19 protein-coding genes are annotated in these 18996 nt (G+C 65.7%); all 19 read right to left on the bottom strand.

Annotation, left to right across the window (positions count from 1 at the left end; translation table 11 throughout):
- Positions 1-383 (bottom strand): primosomal protein N' family DNA-binding protein (locus tag AC6EI8_RS08170; RefSeq protein WP_498381687.1); only part of this gene is annotated, 383 nt, incomplete at its 3' end.
- A 518-nt stretch (positions 384-901) separates the two neighbouring features.
- Positions 902-2002 (bottom strand): uroporphyrinogen decarboxylase, encoded by a 1101-nt coding sequence (gene hemE / locus AC6EI8_RS08165; protein WP_149317485.1) that lies wholly within the window; start codon positions 2000-2002, stop codon positions 902-904.
- A 183-nt stretch (positions 2003-2185) separates the two neighbouring features.
- Entirely contained in the window at positions 2186-3148 is a 963-nt protein-coding gene (locus tag AC6EI8_RS08160; RefSeq protein ID WP_498381686.1) for an alpha/beta hydrolase, read from the bottom strand.
- Positions 3149-3228: 80 nt separating this feature from the next.
- A complete protein-coding gene (locus AC6EI8_RS08155) occupies positions 3229-3654 on the bottom strand; it encodes a CoA-binding protein (protein WP_498381685.1) in 426 nt (141 codons plus the stop codon).
- A 694-nt stretch (positions 3655-4348) separates the two neighbouring features.
- Positions 4349-4765, bottom strand: a complete 417-nt coding sequence (locus AC6EI8_RS08150) for a F0F1 ATP synthase subunit epsilon (RefSeq protein WP_149317482.1) — start codon at positions 4763-4765, stop codon at positions 4349-4351.
- Positions 4766-4853: 88 nt separating this feature from the next.
- Positions 4854-6257, bottom strand: a complete 1404-nt coding sequence (atpD, locus tag AC6EI8_RS08145; RefSeq protein WP_023264072.1) for a F0F1 ATP synthase subunit beta — start codon at positions 6255-6257, stop codon at positions 4854-4856.
- Between the two features lie 45 nt (positions 6258-6302).
- Complete coding sequence (gene atpG / locus AC6EI8_RS08140) at positions 6303-7178, bottom strand: F0F1 ATP synthase subunit gamma (RefSeq protein WP_149317481.1); 876 nt, start codon at positions 7176-7178, stop codon at positions 6303-6305.
- 84 nt (positions 7179-7262) lie between these two features.
- Complete coding sequence (gene atpA, locus AC6EI8_RS08135; RefSeq protein ID WP_149317480.1) at positions 7263-8804, bottom strand: F0F1 ATP synthase subunit alpha; 1542 nt, start codon at positions 8802-8804, stop codon at positions 7263-7265.
- A 41-nt stretch (positions 8805-8845) separates the two neighbouring features.
- A complete protein-coding gene (locus tag AC6EI8_RS08130; RefSeq protein WP_053822841.1) occupies positions 8846-9388 on the bottom strand; it encodes a F0F1 ATP synthase subunit delta in 543 nt (180 codons plus the stop codon).
- A gap of 2 nt (positions 9389-9390) precedes the next feature.
- Entirely contained in the window at positions 9391-9861 is a 471-nt protein-coding gene (locus AC6EI8_RS08125) for a F0F1 ATP synthase subunit B (RefSeq protein ID WP_149317479.1), read from the bottom strand.
- Positions 9862-9959: 98 nt separating this feature from the next.
- Positions 9960-10226, bottom strand: a complete 267-nt coding sequence (gene atpE / locus AC6EI8_RS08120) for a F0F1 ATP synthase subunit C (RefSeq protein WP_006579745.1) — start codon at positions 10224-10226, stop codon at positions 9960-9962.
- A gap of 64 nt (positions 10227-10290) precedes the next feature.
- A complete protein-coding gene (atpB, locus tag AC6EI8_RS08115) occupies positions 10291-11154 on the bottom strand; it encodes a F0F1 ATP synthase subunit A (RefSeq protein WP_149317478.1) in 864 nt (287 codons plus the stop codon).
- A 263-nt stretch (positions 11155-11417) separates the two neighbouring features.
- Positions 11418-11975: an ATP synthase subunit I gene (locus tag AC6EI8_RS08110; protein WP_498381684.1), complete on the bottom strand. Its 558-nt coding sequence runs from the start codon at positions 11973-11975 to the stop codon at positions 11418-11420.
- 291 nt (positions 11976-12266) lie between these two features.
- Positions 12267-13169 carry a ParB/RepB/Spo0J family partition protein gene (locus AC6EI8_RS08105; protein ID WP_498381683.1) on the bottom strand — a complete coding sequence of 301 codons (903 nt, stop codon included), beginning with the start codon at positions 13167-13169 and terminating at the stop codon, positions 12267-12269.
- A gap of 34 nt (positions 13170-13203) precedes the next feature.
- Positions 13204-13986: a ParA family protein gene (locus AC6EI8_RS08100; protein WP_149317475.1), complete on the bottom strand. Its 783-nt coding sequence runs from the start codon at positions 13984-13986 to the stop codon at positions 13204-13206.
- A 25-nt stretch (positions 13987-14011) separates the two neighbouring features.
- Positions 14012-14764 carry a 16S rRNA (guanine(527)-N(7))-methyltransferase RsmG gene (gene rsmG, locus AC6EI8_RS08095; protein WP_498381682.1) on the bottom strand — a complete coding sequence of 251 codons (753 nt, stop codon included), beginning with the start codon at positions 14762-14764 and terminating at the stop codon, positions 14012-14014.
- Positions 14765-16708 (bottom strand): tRNA uridine-5-carboxymethylaminomethyl(34) synthesis enzyme MnmG, encoded by a 1944-nt coding sequence (gene mnmG, locus AC6EI8_RS08090; RefSeq protein WP_149317473.1) that lies wholly within the window; start codon positions 16706-16708, stop codon positions 14765-14767.
- Positions 16709-17016: 308 nt separating this feature from the next.
- The gene (locus AC6EI8_RS08085; protein WP_265632993.1) at positions 17017-17871 is read right to left on the bottom strand and encodes an N-formylglutamate amidohydrolase; all 855 of its coding nucleotides are present in this window, start codon (positions 17869-17871) and stop codon (positions 17017-17019) included.
- Positions 17871-18887 carry a tripartite tricarboxylate transporter substrate binding protein BugE gene (locus AC6EI8_RS08080; RefSeq protein ID WP_149317471.1) on the bottom strand — a complete coding sequence of 339 codons (1017 nt, stop codon included), beginning with the start codon at positions 18885-18887 and terminating at the stop codon, positions 17871-17873. The genes AC6EI8_RS08085 and AC6EI8_RS08080 overlap by 1 nt, the downstream gene beginning before the upstream one ends.
- Positions 18888-18996: the final 109 nt, after the last annotated feature.

The raw sequence follows: 18996 nt of genomic DNA, 5'->3' as shown, positions 1-18996 counted from the left end.
TCGCGCAAACCGGGCGGCAAGGCGGGCAGGATCACCTCGCCCAGACGCCGGTGGTAATAGGCGGCCGCAAAAGAGGCCAGCGCCAGCCAGTGCGCATTGAGCGGCGGCAGCCAGCCCAGCCGCTGCGATACCGGACGCAGCCGGTCGGCGGGCACCTCGCTGCGATCGGTACCCGCAATCGCGACCCCCACCATCTCGCGCCGGCCGAACGGCACGGCAACGAGCTCGCCCGGACGGACGTGCCTGCCGTCGAGCTCGGCGTTCAGATAATCGAAGCGGTCGTCTGCGGGCGTGTCCAGCGCGATCTGCACCAGCGGCGACGCAGCGCCGCCGACTTCGTTCTGCGGCGGCGGGCTTGCCAGGGATGAGGACGGGGGCGACACGATCAGCGGGGGCGGGGGCGAGGACGGCCGGCAAATTCCGCCGGCACCGAAGTGTGCACCATACACGACACTTCGTTGCCAAGACTCTGCATCGGCGGGGCGAGGCCGGGAGCACGAGGGCGGCGTGCCGGTCGTTGGGTGCGGTGCAGCATCAACTTAAAGTAAAACTTCAAATGTGGGGCTAAGTCGATGATAGATGACCAGTTTTCCCCTCTCTCCACACTCCCTGTGGATAACTTTGTTGAAAACTCGGGCCAACTTGCCGTAAAGGCGCGCGAAACAAGGCTTTCAGGACCATGACCATGCTCCAGCGCCTGCTGTCAAGCCATTAAAAATCAATGACTTAGCAATATCCCCCGATTGTGTTAAGTGATAACCCCGTCGTGCACTGCGGAAAGCCCATTTGTGTGCATAAGTCAAGCCTTGACAGGTACCGATTCATCGCCGAAGCGCCACGATGGCGCCCCGCATGCACACGATTCGGCAGCGCAGACGCACCGGCACCGGCGTGCGCGGGCCTATGCCTGGGCGCCGTCGCGCTGCCGCAGCGCACGGCTGTGGCGGTGCACTTCGTCGACCAGCACCGTTACGCTCTCGGGCGGCGTGAATTGCGAGATCCCATGTCCGAGGTTGAAGACATGGCCATCGCTGCCGCCGCCGGCCGCGTAATCGTCCAGCACCCTGCGAGCCTGTTCGCGGATGCCGGCCTCGTCGGCGAACAGCACGGTCGGGTCCAGATTGCCCTGCAGGGCCACGCGGCCTCCGGTACGCCGGCGCGCGGCGGCCAGATTGACCGTCCAGTCCAGGCCGATGGCATCGGCGCCGCTGTCGGCCAGCTGCTCCAGCCACAGGCCGCCGCCCTTGGTAAAGACGATCACCGGCACGTTCTCGCCCTGATGCTCGCGGCGCAGGCCCGCGATGACCTTGCGCATGTAGTCGAGCGAGAAGCGCTGGTACATGCCGTCGGCCAGCGTGCCGCCCCAGGTATCGAACAGCATCACGGCCTGGGCACCCGCCTCGATCTGCGCGTTCAGATAGGCGGACACGGCCTGCGCATTGATCTCCAGGATCCGGTGCATCAGGTCGGGGCGGGCGTACATCATGGCCTTGACCAGCCGGAAGTCGTCCGAGCCGCCGCCTTCGACCATATAGCAGGCCAGCGTCCACGGGCTGCCGGAGAAGCCGATGAGCGGCACGCGCTGGCGTCCGTCCTGTACCAGGGCACGCCGGATCGACGCGACCGCATCGAACACGTACTGCAGTTCGCCCATATCCGGCACCGCCAGCCTGGCGACATCGGCCTCGGTGCGCAGCGGCCGCGCGAAGCGCGGGCCTTCGCCCTGGGCAAACGACAGGCCGAGGCCCATCGCGTCGGGTACGGTCAGGATGTCCGAGAACAGGATTGCGGCGTCGAGCGGAAAGCGGTCGAGCGGCTGCAGGGTGACTTCGGTGGCAAACGCCGGATTCTTGGCCAGCCCAAGAAAGCTGCCGGCCCGTGCGCGCGTGGCGTTGTATTCGGGCAGATAGCGCCCGGCCTGGCGCATCAGCCACAGCGGCGTGTATTCGGTCGGCTGGCGGCGCAGCGCGCGCAGGAAGATGTCGTTCTGCAGTGCGGTCATGGTGGTCCTCGTCAGCCCGCCATTCTACGGGATCGCCACACCGCCGCCGGCAGTATTACGGGCATGGCGCCCCGGTGATTCCGCGCGCCGGTGCGCCCGGCTTCATTGCTTGTTCTGCCTCATTCTTTTCAGACCGCCCTCCTCGTCCAGCCTCGATCTCGTCGAACGTCATCCCGTCGAGCGTCATTCCTCGTCCAGCAACTGGGCGAAGGCCTGGGCGCCGCGCCGCATCCATTCCCGTGCCCGCGGCGATTCGCCCTGCAGGCGGGCGAAGCCATGGGTCATGCCGCTCGCCTCGATGGTGATCACGGCGGCGCCCTCGCGCACCAGATGATCGGCGTAGGCGAGGCCGTCGTCGCGCAGCACGTCATGCGCCGCGACCAGCACCACCGTCGCCGGCGGGACCGCGGTGGAGCGGCCGGGGAGCGCCGCCATCAGATGCAGGCGAGGATCGTCCATTGCCGTGCCGTCGGCGAGCCGCGCTTCGCCGATGAGCTGCGTCCAGTACCACGTCATTTCGTCTCGCGTCAGGCCGGGGCCGGCGGCAAAGGCTCGATAGCTCTCGCTGGCGAAGCGGGGTGCGGTGACGGGATAGATCAGGAACTGCGCGCGCACCAGGCCCGGCGTATCGGCATTGGCGAGCGCGGCGGCCTGCGCCGCCAGGTGGCCGCCGGCGCTGTCGCCAGCGACCGCCAGAAAGCGCGGATCGACTTCGAGGGCGTCGCGCCGCTGCGCCAGCCATCGCAAGGCGTCGAGCGCATCGTCGCAGGGCGCGGGATACGGATGCTCGGGCGCGAGCCGGTAGTCGACGCTGGCCACCGCGCAGCCGGTGTCGAGCGCCAAAGCCGCGGCGACGCCGTGGTGGGTCTCGTGCGAGCCGACGACCCAGCCGCCGCCATGGAAATAGACCAGCAGACGCGGCCTCGCCACCGCGGTGGGCCGGAACAGGCGTGCGTTCAGCGTCCTGCCCTCCAGCGCGATAGGCAGCTCGGACACGGCGAGCCCTTCCGGATCGGGACGATGCGACAGCGCCGCAACCTCGCGGAAGCGGGCGCGCCGCTCGAGCGCATCGGCGGGCACCGGCGCGCCGGCATAGCGCTCGGCGAGTCCGCGATAGTAGGCAAGCAGGTCGGGGTCGATGGCCATGGCGTCCCTGGGCGAATTCGTGGGAGGTGAGGATGGAAGACGGAAAGCGAAGGGGGTCGAATGATACGCGGCGACGCCGCTCAACCGCGCGTCGTTTCTATCTTGCTGCAGCGGTCCTGTACCGCCATCAGCCCGGCGTCCTTCGCGCGGGCCAACGCCTCGTCGTTGACGATGCCCAGTTGCAGCCAGACGCCTCGCGCACCGATCGCGATCGCCTCCTCTACGACCGGCGGCACATCGGGCGAGCGCCGGAAGATATCGACCCACTCGATGCGCGCGCCCTCCGCCGCCAACGCTTGCCCGGCGTCGAGCAGCGAGGCATGGCAGCGCTCGCCCAGGATCGATTCGCCGGCGTGGTTCGGGTTGATGGGGACGATGCGGTGACCGTGCCGCTGCAGGAAGGCGGCCACCTCGTGACTCGCGCGCTCGGGCTTGTCGGACAGCCCAACCACGGCGACCGTGCGCAGCTTCAGCATGCCTTCGATATCGGCCTGCATGGTATCCATTCAGTGCTCCTTGGCAGGCGGGCAAGACACCCGCAGCGATGGAACACTGCCGGTGCACGCACCGGGCGTCAACCCCGACGAGGTGATCAGGCGAGCAGTGCCGAAACGGAAATAGTCATGCACCAGAACGATGCCAGCGTGCGATAGCCAACAGAGTGTGCCTATTTTTGTGGCTATTGCGGCCAATTTGCCGTCTTTTCGCTTTCAACTACTTGCAAACCGATACACTTTGTTACTGCCATAGGGGGAAGTTTCCCCCACAATGCTTTGACACATTGTGAACTTTGTGACGGCGCCGCAAGCCAGAGAGCCGCAGGCGCCCTGAAGAAAGCCCAGCAGCAGAATGTATTGCCGGTGTCCCGATAAACGGCGCGAATAGTAGTCGAGTATGCGCCAGATCGGATGCCGGTGCTGTGGCGAACGGTAGCGAAGCCTGCGAGACAGGCTGTCCCTGCAACAGGACGCGCTACACGTCGCCCGACCGAACCCGTTCCTTCGAATTGACCCCTCGAAGGGATTTTCCCGTCCGCGCGGCGCCTCCCCGGCCCGCGCGCTTTTTTTTGTGTTTTTAGTTTTTTGTCAGTGTTTGTCTGACTTCAGCCAACAGCATAGCTCGCATCATGAAAAAAGGCAGCCTCGCGGCTGCCTTTTTCCTTCGCGCTGACGAAAAAGCAACGCCTGGACGGGGTCCTGCTTACTTCTTCCGGCGCAGGCGGGCGATGGCCGCCAGCTGGGCGGCCGCAACCGCCAGCTCGCTCTGCGCACGCGCCAGGTCGAACTCGCTGCTCTGGTTCTGCAGCAGTTCCTCGGCGGCGCGCTTTGCTTCCTGCGCCTTGGCCTCGTCGAGGTCGGTACCACGGATCGCGGTGTCGGCCAGCACGGTGACGTGCTTGGGCTGGACTTCCAGAATGCCGCCGGCGACGAACACGAACTCTTCGCTGCCGTCTTCCTTCTCGATCCGCACCGCACCCGGATGGATGCGCGTGATCAGCGGCGTGTGCCCGGGCAGGATGCCCAGCTCACCCGACTCGCCCGGCAGCGCCACGAACTTCGCCTGGCCGGAGAAGATCGAGGCTTCCGCGCTGACGACGTCTACAAGAATGGTTGCCATGTGAATTCCTTTGTCCAGTCGCTTCGCTTGGAACGGCGGCGCGCCTGCGCACGGAAACCCGTGCCGGCGCGCCGTCGCCTGGCGAGGCTTACTGGAGCTTCTTGGCCTTCTCGAAGGCTTCGTCGATCGAGCCGACCATGTAGAACGCCTGCTCGGGCAGGTGATCGCACTCGCCGTCCACCAGCATCTTGAAGCCGCGGATGGTTTCCTTCAGCGGCACGTACTTGCCCGGCGAACCCGTGAACACTTCCGCGACGTGGAAGGGCTGCGACAGGAAACGCTGGATCTTCCGTGCACGCGCCACCGCCAGCTTGTCTTCCGGCGACAGTTCGTCCATGCCCAGAATCGCGATGATGTCGCGCAGTTCCTTGTAGCGCTGCAGCGTCTGCTGGACGCGGCGGGCCACTTCGTAGTGCTCGGTACCGACGATCTGCGGATCCAGCTGGCGCGAGGTCGAGTCGAGCGGATCGACGGCGGGGTAGATACCCAGCGCGGCGATGTCACGCGACAGCACGACGGTCGAGTCCAGGTGCAGGAAGGTGGTAGCCGGCGACGGGTCGGTCAGGTCATCCGCCGGCACGTACACGGCCTGGATCGAGGTGATCGAGCCGGTCTTGGTCGACGTGATGCGCTCCTGCAGCTTGCCCATTTCTTCAGCCAGCGTCGGCTGATAGCCCACGGCGGAAGGCATACGGCCCAGCAGTGCCGACACTTCGGTACCGGCCAGCGTGTAGCGGTAGATGTTGTCGACGAAGAACAGGATGTCGCGGCCTTCGTCGCGGAAACGCTCGGCCATCGTCAGGCCGGTCAGCGCCACGCGCAGACGGTTGCCCGGCGGCTCGTTCATCTGGCCGAACACCATGGCCACCTTGTCGAGCACGTTCGAGTCCTTCATTTCGTGGTAGAAGTCGTTCCCTTCACGGGTACGCTCGCCCACGCCGGCGAACACCGACAAGCCGCTGTGCTGCTTGGCGATGTTGTTGATCAGTTCCATCATGTTGACGGTCTTGCCGACGCCGGCGCCGCCGAACAGGCCAACCTTGCCGCCCTTGGCGAACGGGCAGACCAGGTCGATCACCTTGATGCCGGTTTCGAGCAGGTCCACCGAAGGCGACAGTTCGTCGAACTGCGGGGCCTTCTGGTGAATCGCGCGCACTTCGTCCGCGGCGATCGGGCCGGCTTCGTCGATGGGACGACCCAGCACGTCCATGATGCGGCCCAGCGTGCCGTGACCGACCGGCACCGAAATCGGCGCGCCGGTGTTCTTCACGGCCATGCCGCGGCGCAGGCCGTCGGACGAGCCGAGCGCGATGGTACGGACGACGCCGTCACCGAGCTGCTGCTGCACTTCGAAGGTCAGGCCCTTCTCGGCGAACGACGCTTCGTTGCTCTCTTCCAGCACCAGCGCGTCGTACACCTTCGGCAGCGCGTCGCGGGGGAACTCGATGTCCACCACGGCGCCAATACACTGCACAATATTTCCGATACTCATTTCGTATCTCCGATAGCTTGAATTCTTGACGCCCAGTCTCGTCAGTTACACGGCTGCCGCACCGCTGACGATTTCCGACAATTCCTTGGTGATCGCTGCCTGGCGGGTCTTGTTGTAGTCCAGCTGCAGTTCTGCAATCACGTTCTTGGCGTTGTCGGACGCCGCCTTCATGGCCACCATGCGCGCCGACTGCTCGGACGCCATGTTCTCGGCCACGGCTTGGTACACCAGCGCTTCGACGTAGCGGACCAGCAGGTCTTCCACCACCGTCTGGGCGTCGGGCTCGTAGATGTAATCCCACGAGTAAGCGCGCTTTTCCTCTTCGGTCTGCGCCATCCGCTCGGCGGACAGCGGCAGCAGCTGCTCGACCATCGGCTCCTGCTTCATGGTGTTGACGAACTTCGTGTACGCCAGGTACACGGCGTCCACCTCACCATTGGTGAAGGCGTCGAGCTGGACCTTGATCGCGCCGATCAGCTTTTCCAGATGCGGCGTATCGCCCAGATGCACCACGTGCGAGACCACCTTGGCGCCAACGCGGCCCAGGAACTGCATCCCCTTGGTGCCGATCGCGGTGGTTTGCACCTGCACACCGCGGTTCTGCCAGTCGCGCAGCTCGTTGGTGACGGCGCGCAGCACGTTGGTGTTCAGGCCGCCGCACAGCCCCTTGTCGGTCGTCACCACGATCAAGCCGGCGCGTTTGACGTCGCGCGCCTGCAGGAACGGATGCTTGAACTCCGGGTTGGCCGTGGCCAGGTGCGCGGCAATGTTGCGCACCTTCTCGGCGTACGGGCGGGCAGCACGCATCCGCTCCTGCGCCTTGCGCATCTTGGATGCGGCGACCATTTCCATCGCCTTGGTGATCTTGCGCGTGTTCTGCACGCTCTTGATCTTGGTTCGAATCTCTTTCGTTCCGGCCATATCTTCCTCTCCAGTCGTGCCGCGCGCCCGGCCGTCGCCCTTTTTCAGGCCGACGCCGGTTGCGCGGTCCGTGGAATCACGCGGTTAGAACGCGGCGGACTTCTTGAAATCCTCGATCGCGGCACGCAGGGCAGCTTCGTCGTCCTTCGACAGATCCTTGGTGTCTTCGATACGGTTGACGAGATCGGCGTACTTGGTCTTCAGGTGGTCGTGCAGGCCCTTTTCGAACGGCAGGATGTCCTTCACTTCCACGTTGTCGAGGAAGCCATTGTTGGCGGCGTACAGCGACGCGGCCAGCTGCCACACCTGCAGCGGCTGGTACTGCGGCTGCTTGAGCAGTTCCATCACGCGGCGGCCGCGCTCGAGCTGCTTGCGGGTGGCATCGTCCAGGTCCGAGGCGAACTGCGCGAACGCAGCCAGTTCACGGTACTGGGCCAGGTCGGTACGGATACCGCCGGACAGCTTCTTGACGACCTTGGTCTGCGCAGCGCCACCGACGCGCGACACCGAGATACCGGCGTTGATCGCGGGACGGATACCGGCGTTGAACAGGTCGGTTTCCAGGAAGATCTGGCCGTCGGTAATCGAGATCACGTTGGTCGGCACGAACGCGGACACGTCGCCGGCCTGCGTTTCGATCACGGGCAGCGCGGTCAGCGAACCGGTCTTGCCCTTGACTTCGCCATTGGTGAACTTCTCGACGTAGTCGGCGTTGACGCGGGCGGCGCGCTCCAGCAGGCGCGAGTGCAGGTAGAACACGTCGCCCGGGTAGGCTTCGCGGCCCGGCGGGCGGCGCAGCAGCAGCGACACCTGGCGATAGGCCCAGGCCTGCTTGGTCAGGTCGTCATAGACGATCAGCGCGTCTTCGCCGCGGTCGCGGAAGTACTCGCCCATCGTGCAGCCGGCGTAGGCGGCCAGGTACTGCATGGCGGCCGAGTCCGAAGCGGCGGCGGCCACCACGACGGTGTATTCCATCGCGCCGGTCTCTTCCAGCTTGCGCACCACGTTGGCGATCGTCGACGCCTTCTGGCCGATTGCCACGTAGACGCAATAGACGCCCTTGCCCTTCTGGTTGATGATCGCGTCGACGGCGACGGCGGTCTTGCCGGTCTGGCGGTCGCCGATGATCAGCTCGCGCTGGCCGCGGCCGATCGGCACCATCGCGTCGATCGACTTCAGGCCGGTCTGCACCGGCTGGCTCACCGACTGGCGCGCGATCACGCCCGGGGCGACCTTCTCGATCACGTCGGTCAGCTTGGCGTTGATCGGGCCCTTGCCGTCGATCGGCTGGCCCAGCGTGTTGACCACGCGGCCCAGCAGTTCCTTGCCCACCGGCACTTCCAGAATGCGGCCGGTGCACTTGACCTGGTCGCCTTCCGAGATGTGTTCGTAGTCGCCCAGCACCACGGCGCCGACAGAGTCGCGCTCGAGGTTCAGCGCCAGGCCGAAGGTGTTGCCGGGGAATTCCAGCATCTCGCCCTGCATCACGCCGGACAGGCCGTGCACGCGGCAGATGCCATCGGTCACGGAAATCACCGTGCCGGTGTTGCGCACTTCAGCTTCGGCGCCAAGGCCCGAGATGCGGGACTTGATCAGCTCGCTGATTTCTGAGGGGTTCAGTTGCATCACAATGCTCCTAATTCTTCAATCCGTCGGCTGTCCGCACATCAGGCGGTCAGCGCGGCTTGCATGGCGGCCAGGCGCGCGCGCACCGAGGTATCCAGCACTTCGTCGCCCACCTTGACGCGAACGCCGCCGATCAGCGAGGGGTCGACCGTCACGGTCGGCACCAGCTTGCGCCCGAACTTGCGTTCGAGCGAGGCGACCAGATCGGTCAGCGGCGCGCCGTCGAGCGGGAACGCGCTGGTGATTTCGACGTCGGCCGAACCTTCTTGGGCGTTCTTCAGCGCATGGAACTGCTCGGCAATCTCCGGCAGCACGGTCAGGCGGTCGTTGTCCACCAGCAACTGCACGAAGCGGCGCGCCTCGTCGTTGACCGGAGACTTCAGCACCGACAGGAACAGTTCGGCCAGCTTGTCGCCGGGAACGTTCGGATCGTCGGCCAGCGCCTTGATCTCCGGGGTGGCCGCGACCTGCCCCATTTCCGAAACCAGCTCGGACCATGCACCCAGATTGCCGGCGTTGGCCTCGCTGGCGACGCGGAACAGCGCCTCGGCGTAGGGACGGGCAATGGTTGCGGTTTCTGCCATGATTAGAGCTCGGCCTTCAGTTGGTTGAGCAGGTCGGCGTGGACCTGCGCATTCACTTCACGCTTGAGGATCTGCTCTGCACCCTTGACGGCCAGCACGGCGACCTGGTCGCGCAGCTGCTCGCGTGCCTTGGTGACCTGCTGTTCGGCATCGGCCTTCGCTTGCGCGATGATGCGTGCGGCTTCGGCCTGGGCGTTGCGCTTGATCTCTTCGGCGACCATCTGGGCGCGCTTCTCCGCGTCGGCGACGCGTTGCGCACCTTCGGCGCGGGCTTCGGCCAGGGCCACGTCCACGCGCTTGTTGGCCAGCTCGAGTTCGGCCTTGCCCTTTTCGGCAGCCGCGAGACCGTCGGCGATTTTCTTTGCGCGTTCGTCGAGCGCCTTCACCAGCGGCGGCCAAATGAATTTGGCGACAACCCACCACAGGATGAAGAACACGACCATCTGCGCAAAAAACGTTGCGTTCAGATTCATGGTGTGTTCCTTTCGGTAAACAAACTACAGATAAATGCGCAAAGGCGGCCAGGCTAGTGGCCTGCGCCGCCCGTCAGCATCATGCAGACCGAAAAGATTTACTGAATGACGGCCAGCAGCGGGTTGGCGAACGCGAACAGCATGGCCACGCCCACACCGATCAGGAATGCCGCGTCGATCAGGCCGGCCAGCAGGAACATCTTGGTCTGCAGCGGGTTCATCAGTTCCGGCTGACGCGCGCAGGCTTCGATGTACTTGCCACCCATCAGAGCGATACCCAGGCAGGCACCGATCGCGCCCAGGCCGATGATGATGCCGATACCGATGGCGGTCAGACCCTGGATGTTGGCGAGAAATTCTTGCATGACGACTCCTTTAATTTGAGAAGAGACTTAGAACCAAAAAAACCAAAAACCAAAAAACCGGAAATCAGTGCTTGTCGTGTGCCTGGCCGAGATACACCAGCGTCAGCATCATGAAAATGAAGGCCTGCAGCAGCACGATCAGGATGTGGAAGATCGCCCAGACCGCGCCGGCAATCACGTGGCCGACGAAGCCCAGAGCCGAGAGGTCGGCGCCGAAGGTCCACATCGAGCCCAGCAGCGCGATCAGCAGGAACACGAGTTCGCCGGCGTACATATTGCCGAACAGTCGCATGCCGAGCGAAACGGCCTTGGCCAGGAATTCGATGACGTTCAGCACCAGGTTGAACGGGGCCAGGTACCACTTGCCGCCGAACGGTGCCGACAGCAGCTCGTGCACGAAGCCGCCCGCGCCCTTGATCTTGAAGCTGTAGTAGATCATCAGGATCAGCACGGCGAACGACATGCCCAGCGTGCCGTTCAGGTCGGCGGTCGCCACGGCCTTGTGGTGCGGCAGGTGGACGCCGAACACGCCCAGCAGGTGGTTCAGGCCGTGGACCCAGTCAACCGGGATCAGGTCGATCGCGTTCATCATGGTGATCCAGCAGAACACCATCAGCGCCAGCGGCGCGATCCACGAACGGTCGCCGTGGATGATGCCCTTGGCCTGGTCGTCGACCATCTCGACGATCATTTCGACGAAGGCCTGGAAGCGGCCCGGCACGCCGGCGGTAACGCGACGCGCGGCCAGGTACAGGAACAGCACGGCGATCGCGCCGCACAGCACCGACCAGAACACGGTGTCGTAATTGATCACGCCGAAGTCGACCACGGAGGCCTGCTTGCCGCCGATCGAATTCAGGTTCTGCAAATGTTCGGCGATATAGCCGGATGGGGTGAGCGCGTTTTCAGCGCCTTGAGCAGTTGCCATGTCGAATCGAACCGTATATTGCGAAACCTGTTTGACCTGCATTCGCCATCGCGAACGCTCGGTATGCTTCTTGCACCGCCTTCGGCTCGTCGGCCGGTCACCGCAATGCAAGTCGCTTCGTAACTTCCCGATGCCGCGCGCGATTCGAAATCGGCGTGGCATCCCAATCTTGTTTTCTCGAATCCGGCCCTCAATTGCCCTGAATCAGAACAACGCGGCACCGGTTCGGGGCATGGCGATCCGTAATTCGGCAATTCGAAAATCTATCGAATCGCCAGCGCCACCCAGTACGTCTTCAACGCAAACAGGAACGTGACCAGCATCGGCACCCAACGCAGATCGCGGTACAGCACCACCACCAGCACGAACAGCGCGACGGTGGCCATCACCTTGATCGCCTCGCCGACCACCAGCCCGCCGATCGACGCGCGGTCCCGTGCGAGCCAAAGCCGGAAGGCGAAGAACGCGCTCGGCACGCAGCACACCGCGCCGCCGAACAGCGCCGACCAGCCGTACGGTCCGGCCTCGGGGCCGAACACCGCCCAGCCGATCGCCGACAGCAGCGTCACCGCGACTTGCGCCAGCACCACCTTGCCCGGCGTCATCCGCGAGGGCCGTAGCGCGCGTTCGCCGAACAGCGACACCGCGTCGTCGTGCGACAGCGGCTGGATCGGCGCGGCGGGGCCGTCGTCGGACGCGTCATCGCGCCAGTCGTCACGGTCCCACGCGTCGCGATCCCACTCGTCGGCCTGACGCCCGGAAGTCCGCTCGGTACGGTCGGTATTCGATCCCGCGCGAGGCGGCTTTGGGTCTGTCGCCACTACAACTTATCGGTCTGCCTGCTTGCAGTTCTGGCCGGGAACTTTTCGTCCTCGGCCAGTATTCAAACCGCACGATTTTACGGGGAATGCGGATAACGAGTCAATCTGCTTACAGTTGCCTTGCAAGGCAAAACACCACAACTCTTGCTATCTCGCTTCGATCATGCTTGCGCGGATATTGCGCGACAATGACCTGACACGTAATCGGATTGCGTAGCAAAAAAATGGCGCCGGGGGAAGAACCCGGCGCCATTCGCGCTGTTCCATTGGGCGATCATCGCCCAACCGCGCTCATGCGACCTGTCGTCCCGCGGCGGGGTCGCGCAAGCGGGCCAGCACGCCGTCGAGCGCGTCGTTGCTGGAAAACTGGATGGTGAGCTGACCCTTGCCGCGCGCGCCGAGCTTGATCTGCACCGGCATGCCGAGCGCGTCGGACAGTTCCTCCTCCAGCCGCGCGACGTCGCGCGCGCCCGGCCCGGTCTTCTGCTTCAGCGACTTCAGATCGAAGGGCTTCAGCGTCGAGGTCACCAGCTTCTCGGTCTCACGCACCGAGAGCCGCTTGTTGATGATCTGGTTGGCCAGCGTGATCTGGTGCGCGCCGTCCACCGCGAGCAGCGCGCGCGCATGGCCCATGTCGAGATCGCCGGCCATCAGCATGGTCTGCACCGGCTGCGCCAGGTTCAGCAGGCGCAGCAAATTGGACACCGCGCTGCGCGAGCGGCCGACCGACTCGGCGGCCTGTTCGTGGGTGAACTTGAATTCGCGGATCAGGCGCATGATGCCTTGCGCCTCTTCCAGCGGGTTCAGGTCCTCGCGCTGGATGTTCTCGATCAGCGCCATCGCCGCCGCGGCCTCGTCGGCCACGTCCTTGATCAGCACCGGCACCTTGTCCAGCCCCGCCAGCTTGGAGGCGCGGAAACGGCGCTCGCCGGCAATGATCTCGTAGCGATCGGGCTCGGCCACGCGCCGCACCAGGATTGGCTGCATCAGGCCCTGCGCGCGGATGCTCGCTGCGAGCTCCTGCAGCGCACCCTCGTCCATCCGCGTGCGCGGCTGGTACTTGCCCGGCTGCAGCTGATCGACGCGCAGCACGGTGGGGGAACCGTCCTGGCGCGCCGCCTCGACGATCTCCGCCGGGCCGCCCAGCAGGGCTTCCAGCCCACGGCCCAGGCCCTTCTTCTTCGCGGTACTCATGGTGGTGGCTCCTTGCTTGCTGCCGCTCGCCGGCTCAGGCGATCTGGCCGAGTTGCTTGACGCGCGCGATCATCTCGGCGCCGAAATCGAGATAGGCCTTGGCGCCCTTCGACGCCGGATCGAAGGCCACGCCCGGCATGCCGTACGACGGCGCCTCCGCCAGCCGCACATTGCGCGGGATCATCGTCTTGAAGACCTTGTCGCCGAAATGCGCTTCCAGCTGGGCGGAAACCTGCTGCTGCAGCGTCACGCGCGGATCGAACATCACACGCAGCAGGCCGATGACCTTCAGGTCCTTGTTCAGGTTGGCGTGCACCTGCTTGATCGTATTGACCAGGTCGGACAGCCCCTCCAGCGCGAAGTACTCGCACTGCATCGGCACGATGACGCCATGCGCCGCACACAGGCCGTTCAGCGTCAGCAGCGACAGCGATGGCGGGCAGTCGATCAGCACGAAATCGTACTCGCCCTCGACCTCGGCCAGCGCCTGGCGCAGCCGGCGCTCGCGATGCTCGAGCTCGACCAGTTCGACCTCGGCACCGGCCAGCTCGCGGTTGGCCGGCAGCACGTCGTACTTGCCCGACTCCGAGCGCTGGCGTGCCTGCGGGATGGTGGCGAAGCCGACCAGCACCTGATAGACGCTGTGCTCCAGCCCCTGCTTGTCGATGCCCGAACCCATCGATGCATTGCCTTGCGGATCGAGATCGACCAGCAGCACGCGCTGCCCTTGCGCGGCAAGGCCAGCGGCGAGGTTCACCGTGGTGGTGGTCTTGCCCACCCCGCCCTTCTGGTTTGCGATCACGAATACCTTTGCCATGGGTTCTGCAGCTCCTCGCTTGTATTCAGTCGGCGCGCGCATCGCTGCGCTCGCCACGGCGCGACAGCACCACCAGGTGGCGCTGCGCGTCCAGTTCGGGCACCGCGAGCTGCGGCACCGCTTCGACCTGCCAGGCCGACATCAGTCCGGCCTGCTCCATCCGCTCCAGTTCGGCGTGCGGATAGACCCCTTTCATTGCGATCATGCGTCCGCCCGGGGCCAGCAGGTGGCCGGCAAGCGTGACGAAATCGGTCAGCTCGGCGAAGGCCCGCGACGTGATCACGGCGAAACCGTCGGCGTCGGCCAGCTTCTCCACCGGCCCCCAATGCGCCGCCGCATTGCCGAGCCTCAGTTGGGCGCGGCACTGGGTCAGGAAGGCGGTCTTCTTCTGCACGATGTCCACCATCAGCACCGACACGTCGGGACAGGCGATGGCCAGCGGCAAGCCCGGCATGCCGCCGCCCGAGCCGACGTCCAGCACCCTGCCCCGCGCGCCGGGCGCGACCTCGGGCCGACGCGCCGCCTCGGCCAGCGCCGGCACGGCGGCCAGCGAGTCCAGCAGATGATGCGTCAGCATCTCATCCGGATGGCGGATCGCGGTCAGGTTATAAGTGGCGTTCCATTTGCGCAGCAGGGCCAGATAGGCGAGCAGCGTCTCGATACGGGCGCCGTCGAGCGGCAGGCCGATGGCGGCTAGGCCAGCTTCAAGGCGGCGGCGCTGCGCGGCCTCGTCGACCGCGCCGTGGCGCCGCGCCTGGGATGCGTGCGGACCGCTCACTCAGGCCGCCTCGCGGCCCGAGCCGGCCGTCTTGCCGCGGCCCATGCCCTTCTTCTTCAGGTGTACCAGCAGCAGCGAGATCGCCGCCGGCGTCACGCCCGAGATGCGTGAAGCCTGGCCAAGCGTCTGCGGGCGATGCTGGTTCAGCTTCTGGCTGACCTCGAAGCCGAGGCCGCGCACTTCGGTGTAGTCGAAGTCGTCCGGTAGCCGGGTCGACTCGTTGGCTTCCAGCTTGTCGACCTCGGCCGCCTGGCGGGCGATATAGCCGTGGTACTTGATGCCGATCTCGATCTGCTCGCGGATCTGTTCGGCCTGCAGCGGGTCCTCGGCCAGCGGCTCGGACGGCGCATGGCGGCCGGCCTGCAGCGCCATCAGCGCGTCGTAGCCGACGCCCGGGCGCCGCAGCAGGTCCGCCAGGCTGTATTCACGCTCGATCGGCTTGCCCAGCAGCGGCACGGCGTCCTCGGCGGGGAGACTTGCCGGGTTGACCCAGGTGCTCTTCAGACGCTCTGTTTCACGTGAAACAGCGTCGCGCTTGCGATTGAATGCGTCCCAGCGGACGTCGTCGACGACGCCAAGCTCGCGGCCGATCTCGGTCAGCCGCATGTCGGCGTTGTCCTCCCGCAGGCTCAGGCGGAATTCGGCGCGGCTGGTGAACATCCGGTACGGCTCGGTCACGCCGCGCGTGATCAGGTCGTCGACCAGCACGCCAAGGTAAGCCTGGTCGCGGCGCGGCGCCCAGGCCTCGCGCTCCTGCGCGTAGCGGCCGGCGTTGATGCCCGCCAGCAGCCCTTGGGCCGCGGCCTCTTCGTAACCCGTGGTGCCATTGATCTGGCCGGCGAAGAACAGCCCGCCGATTGCCTTGCTCTCCAGCGAGGCCTTCAGCGCACGCGGGTCGAAGTAGTCGTACTCGATCGCATAGCCGGGACGCAGGATATGGGCGTTCTCGAGGCCACGGATCGAATGCACCAGCTCCAGCTGCACGTCGAACGGCAGGCTGGTCGAGATGCCATTGGGATAGAACTCGTTCGTCGTCAGCCCTTCCGGTTCCAGGAAGATCTGGTGGCTTTCCTTGCTGGCAAAGCGATGGATCTTGTCCTCGATGCTCGGGCAGTAACGCGGGCCTACCCCTTCGATCACGCCGGTGTACATCGGCGAGCGGTCCAGCCCACCCCGGATGATCTCGTGGGTACGGGCGTTGGTGTGGGTGATCCAGCACGGCAGCTGCTGCGGATGCTGCTCCGGACGGCCCAGGAACGAGAACACCGGGACCGGATCCAGGTCGCCGGGCTGCTCTTCCATCACCGAGAAGTCGATGGTCCGGCCGTCGATACGGGGCGGCGTGCCCGTCTTCAGGCGCCCCTGCGGCAGCTTCAGCTCCTTGAGGCGGGCCGACAGCGTGACCGCGGCCGGATCGCCGGCACGGCCGCCGGTGTAGTTGTCCAGGCCGACGTGGATCTTGCCGTCCAGAAAGGTGCCGGCGGTCAACACCACCGCGCGGGCGCGGAAGCGGACGCCGACCTGCGTCACGGCGCCAACCACGCGGTCGCCCTCGACCATCAGGTCGTCGACGGCCTGCTGGAACAGCATCAGATTGGGTTGATTCTCCAGCCGGGTGCGGATCGCCTTGCGATACAGCACGCGGTCGGCCTGGGCGCGGGTGGCGCGCACAGCCGGGCCCTTGCTGGAGTTCAGGATACGGAACTGGATGCCGGCCTCGTCGGTGGCGGCCGCCATGGCACCGCCAAGCGCGTCGACTTCCTTGACCAGATGCCCCTTGCCGATGCCGCCGATCGACGGATTGCAGCTCATCTGCCCCAGCGTCTCGATGCTATGGGTCAGCAGCAGCGTCTGGCAGCCCATGCGGGCTGCGGCCAAGGCCGCTTCGGTGCCGGCATGGCCACCGCCGACGACAATGACATCGAACTCTTTCGGGTAAAGCATGGGGGCACCTCCTCCGGGAGGCTGGAGAGGGAAAAACGGGATGCGGAATTATACCGGCATTCACCAGGGCATTCCGGACACACTCCCCTTCCACGTGAAACATTGTGCTTCCGCGGCGACCGTGTTTCACATGATACAACGCCCGCGTCACACGGCTTCCGCCCTGTTTCACGTGAAACGTCGAGCCATCACCGCTGCCAGAGGCGGTGTTCCACGTGAAACAAAAAAGGCCGGGCCATCGGCCCAGCCTTCTCCACTGCCTCACTACGCTGCGGCTCCCCTACCCGGCCAGTTGGGGCGCATAAGAATCACCGCTGCTGCCGCAAGTACTCCGCCACCCGCTCCAGCAGCCGTCCCATATCCCGCTGCACCGTACCGAAATTGGCATTGCGCTCCCGAGTCCGCTCGTCCATGTAGAGGGGACGGCGGATCTCGATCTGCAGGCTGTGGCGGCGCTCCGCCGGCCGGCCGATCTGGGCGATCAACTGCACCCCCTTGTACGGGTCGTTGCGCGCAACGGTATAGCCCATGTCGCGCAATCCCAATTCGATCAGTCCGACGAACTCCGAATCGCAGGTCGTGCCGTCGCGGTCGCCCAGCACAAAGTCCGCCAGCGGGTGCGGGCTGACCTTCTTCAGCCGCTCGTAGGCATTGTTCGGCATCGAGTGCAGGTTCAGATGCCAAACGGCGCCGAAGCGGCGATAGGTCGTGTCCACCGCTTCCGCCAGCGCCGCATGGTACGGGCGATAGTAATGCTCGATGCGGTTGCGCACCTCGGCCACGCCGAGCTTGCGGGCGTAGATCGGCGTATTGGCGTCGATGTTGCGCCACACCAGGCCGAAGCCCAGCTGCGTCTTCTCGCCCGGGGCCAGCGGCTCGGGCCAAGGCCCGTCCAGCAGCGCCGGGTCGAGGTCGTCCGGCATCCGGTTCGGATCGATATAGACGCGCGGGAAGTTCGCCGCGATCAGCGTGCCGCCGACCGCAGGCACCGCCTCCCACAGCGCCTCGACGTGAGTGTCCTCGCCTTCGCGCAGCCTCGCCATCGGCACGGCCGCGCCGAAGTCGTCGGGATAGCGCGTGCCGCTGTGGGGCGAATCGCAGACCAGCGGCAGCGCTTCGCCCTCGGGCAGGCGGCGGACGATGGGTTCGAACGCCGCCGCCATCAGTTCAGCTCGATCTTGGCGGTCTTGGCCACGCGCGCGTAGCGGGCCATCGCCTGCTCGATCTGCGCCTTGAACTGCTCGGGCGTGGTCGGCACCAGCGTCCCGCCGGATTCCTCGACCTTGCGCTTGAAGTCCGGGTTCTGCATCGCCTTGTGGATCGCGGCGTTCAGCTTGGCCACCACCGGTGCGGGCGTGCCCGCCGGCGCCACGATGCCGAACCAGCCGCCCTCGCCCATGTCCTTGAAGCCGAGCTCGGCATAGGTCGGTACGTCCGGCAGTTGCGACGAACGGCCGGCACCCAGCACGGCCAGTGCGCGCAGGCGGCCACCCTTGACGTGCGGCAGCGTCGACGACAGGTTGTCGGTGATCGCGTTGACCTGCCCGGCGACCGCGTCGTTCAGCGCCAGGCCGGCGCCCTTGTACGGGACATGCAGCAGATCGATACCGGACAGCATCATGAAGTTCTCGATATTCACGTGCCCGAGCGAGCCGGCGCCCGGCGACGCGAAGCTGTACTTGCCGGGGTTGGCCTTGGCCAGCGCGATGAACTCCTTCATGGTCTTGGCCGGCACGCTCGGATGGACGGCAAACACGCTGGGGATCGCCACCACATTGGTGACCGGCACGAAGTCCTTGATCGGGTCGTAGCTCAGCTTCGGATAGACCGCCGGATTCGAGCCGTGCGTGCTGACCGTGGCCATGCCGATCGTGTAGCCGTCCGGCGCCGAGCGGGCGACTTCGCCCATGCCGAGCGAGCCGCCTGCCCCGCCCTTGTTCTCGACCACGATCGACTGGCCCAGCTCGCGGCCAGCGTACTCGGCGACCAGGCGCGCCGACAGATCGGTGGAGCCGCCGGCGGCGAAGGGCACGATCAGGCGGATCGGACGGCTGGGATAGTTGGCCGGCGCGGCGCTGGCCGCGGCGGGCAGCAGCACGGCGGCGGCGACTGCGGAAGTGACGGCGGTAGTCACGGCGGACAGCACAAAGCGACGACGTGTGGTCACGGCTCGGTTCATGGCGATGTTCTCCTTGGAATTGCCTTGTCTTTTACGTGGCGGACGATGCCGATTCGGGGCCAAAGATGCCCACGACGCGTCAAGTGTCGGCCAGTTTACCGAGCGTGCA

This window comes from Cupriavidus sp. R6-3 (assembly GCF_059772245.1).
This window is presented reverse-complemented; position numbering and strand designations above follow the sequence as displayed.

What these genes read in the sequence shown, in the direction of transcription:
- AC6EI8_RS08155 (WP_498381685.1), bottom strand. Translation starts at nt 3,654, where the DNA reads ATGGATACCATGCAGGCCGATATCGAAGGCATGCTGAAGCTGCGCACG.
- AC6EI8_RS08160 (WP_498381686.1), bottom strand. Translation starts at nt 3,148, where the DNA reads ATGGCCATCGACCCCGACCTGCTTGCCTACTATCGCGGACTCGCCGAG.
- AC6EI8_RS08105 (WP_498381683.1), bottom strand. Translation starts at nt 13,169, where the DNA reads ATGAGTACCGCGAAGAAGAAGGGCCTGGGCCGTGGGCTGGAAGCCCTG.
- atpB (WP_149317478.1), bottom strand. Translation starts at nt 11,154, where the DNA reads ATGGCAACTGCTCAAGGCGCTGAAAACGCGCTCACCCCATCCGGCTAT.
- atpE (WP_006579745.1), bottom strand. Translation starts at nt 10,226, where the DNA reads ATGCAAGAATTTCTCGCCAACATCCAGGGTCTGACCGCCATCGGTATC.
- AC6EI8_RS08130 (WP_053822841.1), bottom strand. Translation starts at nt 9,388, where the DNA reads ATGGCAGAAACCGCAACCATTGCCCGTCCCTACGCCGAGGCGCTGTTC.
- AC6EI8_RS08125 (WP_149317479.1), bottom strand. Translation starts at nt 9,861, where the DNA reads ATGAATCTGAACGCAACGTTTTTTGCGCAGATGGTCGTGTTCTTCATC.
- AC6EI8_RS08150 (WP_149317482.1), bottom strand. Translation starts at nt 4,765, where the DNA reads ATGGCAACCATTCTTGTAGACGTCGTCAGCGCGGAAGCCTCGATCTTC.
- mnmG (WP_149317473.1), bottom strand. Translation starts at nt 16,708, where the DNA reads ATGCTTTACCCGAAAGAGTTCGATGTCATTGTCGTCGGCGGTGGCCAT.
- atpD (WP_023264072.1), bottom strand. Translation starts at nt 6,257, where the DNA reads ATGAGTATCGGAAATATTGTGCAGTGTATTGGCGCCGTGGTGGACATC.
- AC6EI8_RS08080 (WP_149317471.1), bottom strand. Translation starts at nt 18,887, where the DNA reads ATGAACCGAGCCGTGACCACACGTCGTCGCTTTGTGCTGTCCGCCGTG.
- AC6EI8_RS08085 (WP_265632993.1), bottom strand. Translation starts at nt 17,871, where the DNA reads ATGGCGGCGGCGTTCGAACCCATCGTCCGCCGCCTGCCCGAGGGCGAA.
- hemE (WP_149317485.1), bottom strand. Translation starts at nt 2,002, where the DNA reads ATGACCGCACTGCAGAACGACATCTTCCTGCGCGCGCTGCGCCGCCAG.
- atpG (WP_149317481.1), bottom strand. Translation starts at nt 7,178, where the DNA reads ATGGCCGGAACGAAAGAGATTCGAACCAAGATCAAGAGCGTGCAGAAC.
- AC6EI8_RS08100 (WP_149317475.1), bottom strand. Translation starts at nt 13,986, where the DNA reads ATGGCAAAGGTATTCGTGATCGCAAACCAGAAGGGCGGGGTGGGCAAG.
- atpA (WP_149317480.1), bottom strand. Translation starts at nt 8,804, where the DNA reads ATGCAACTGAACCCCTCAGAAATCAGCGAGCTGATCAAGTCCCGCATC.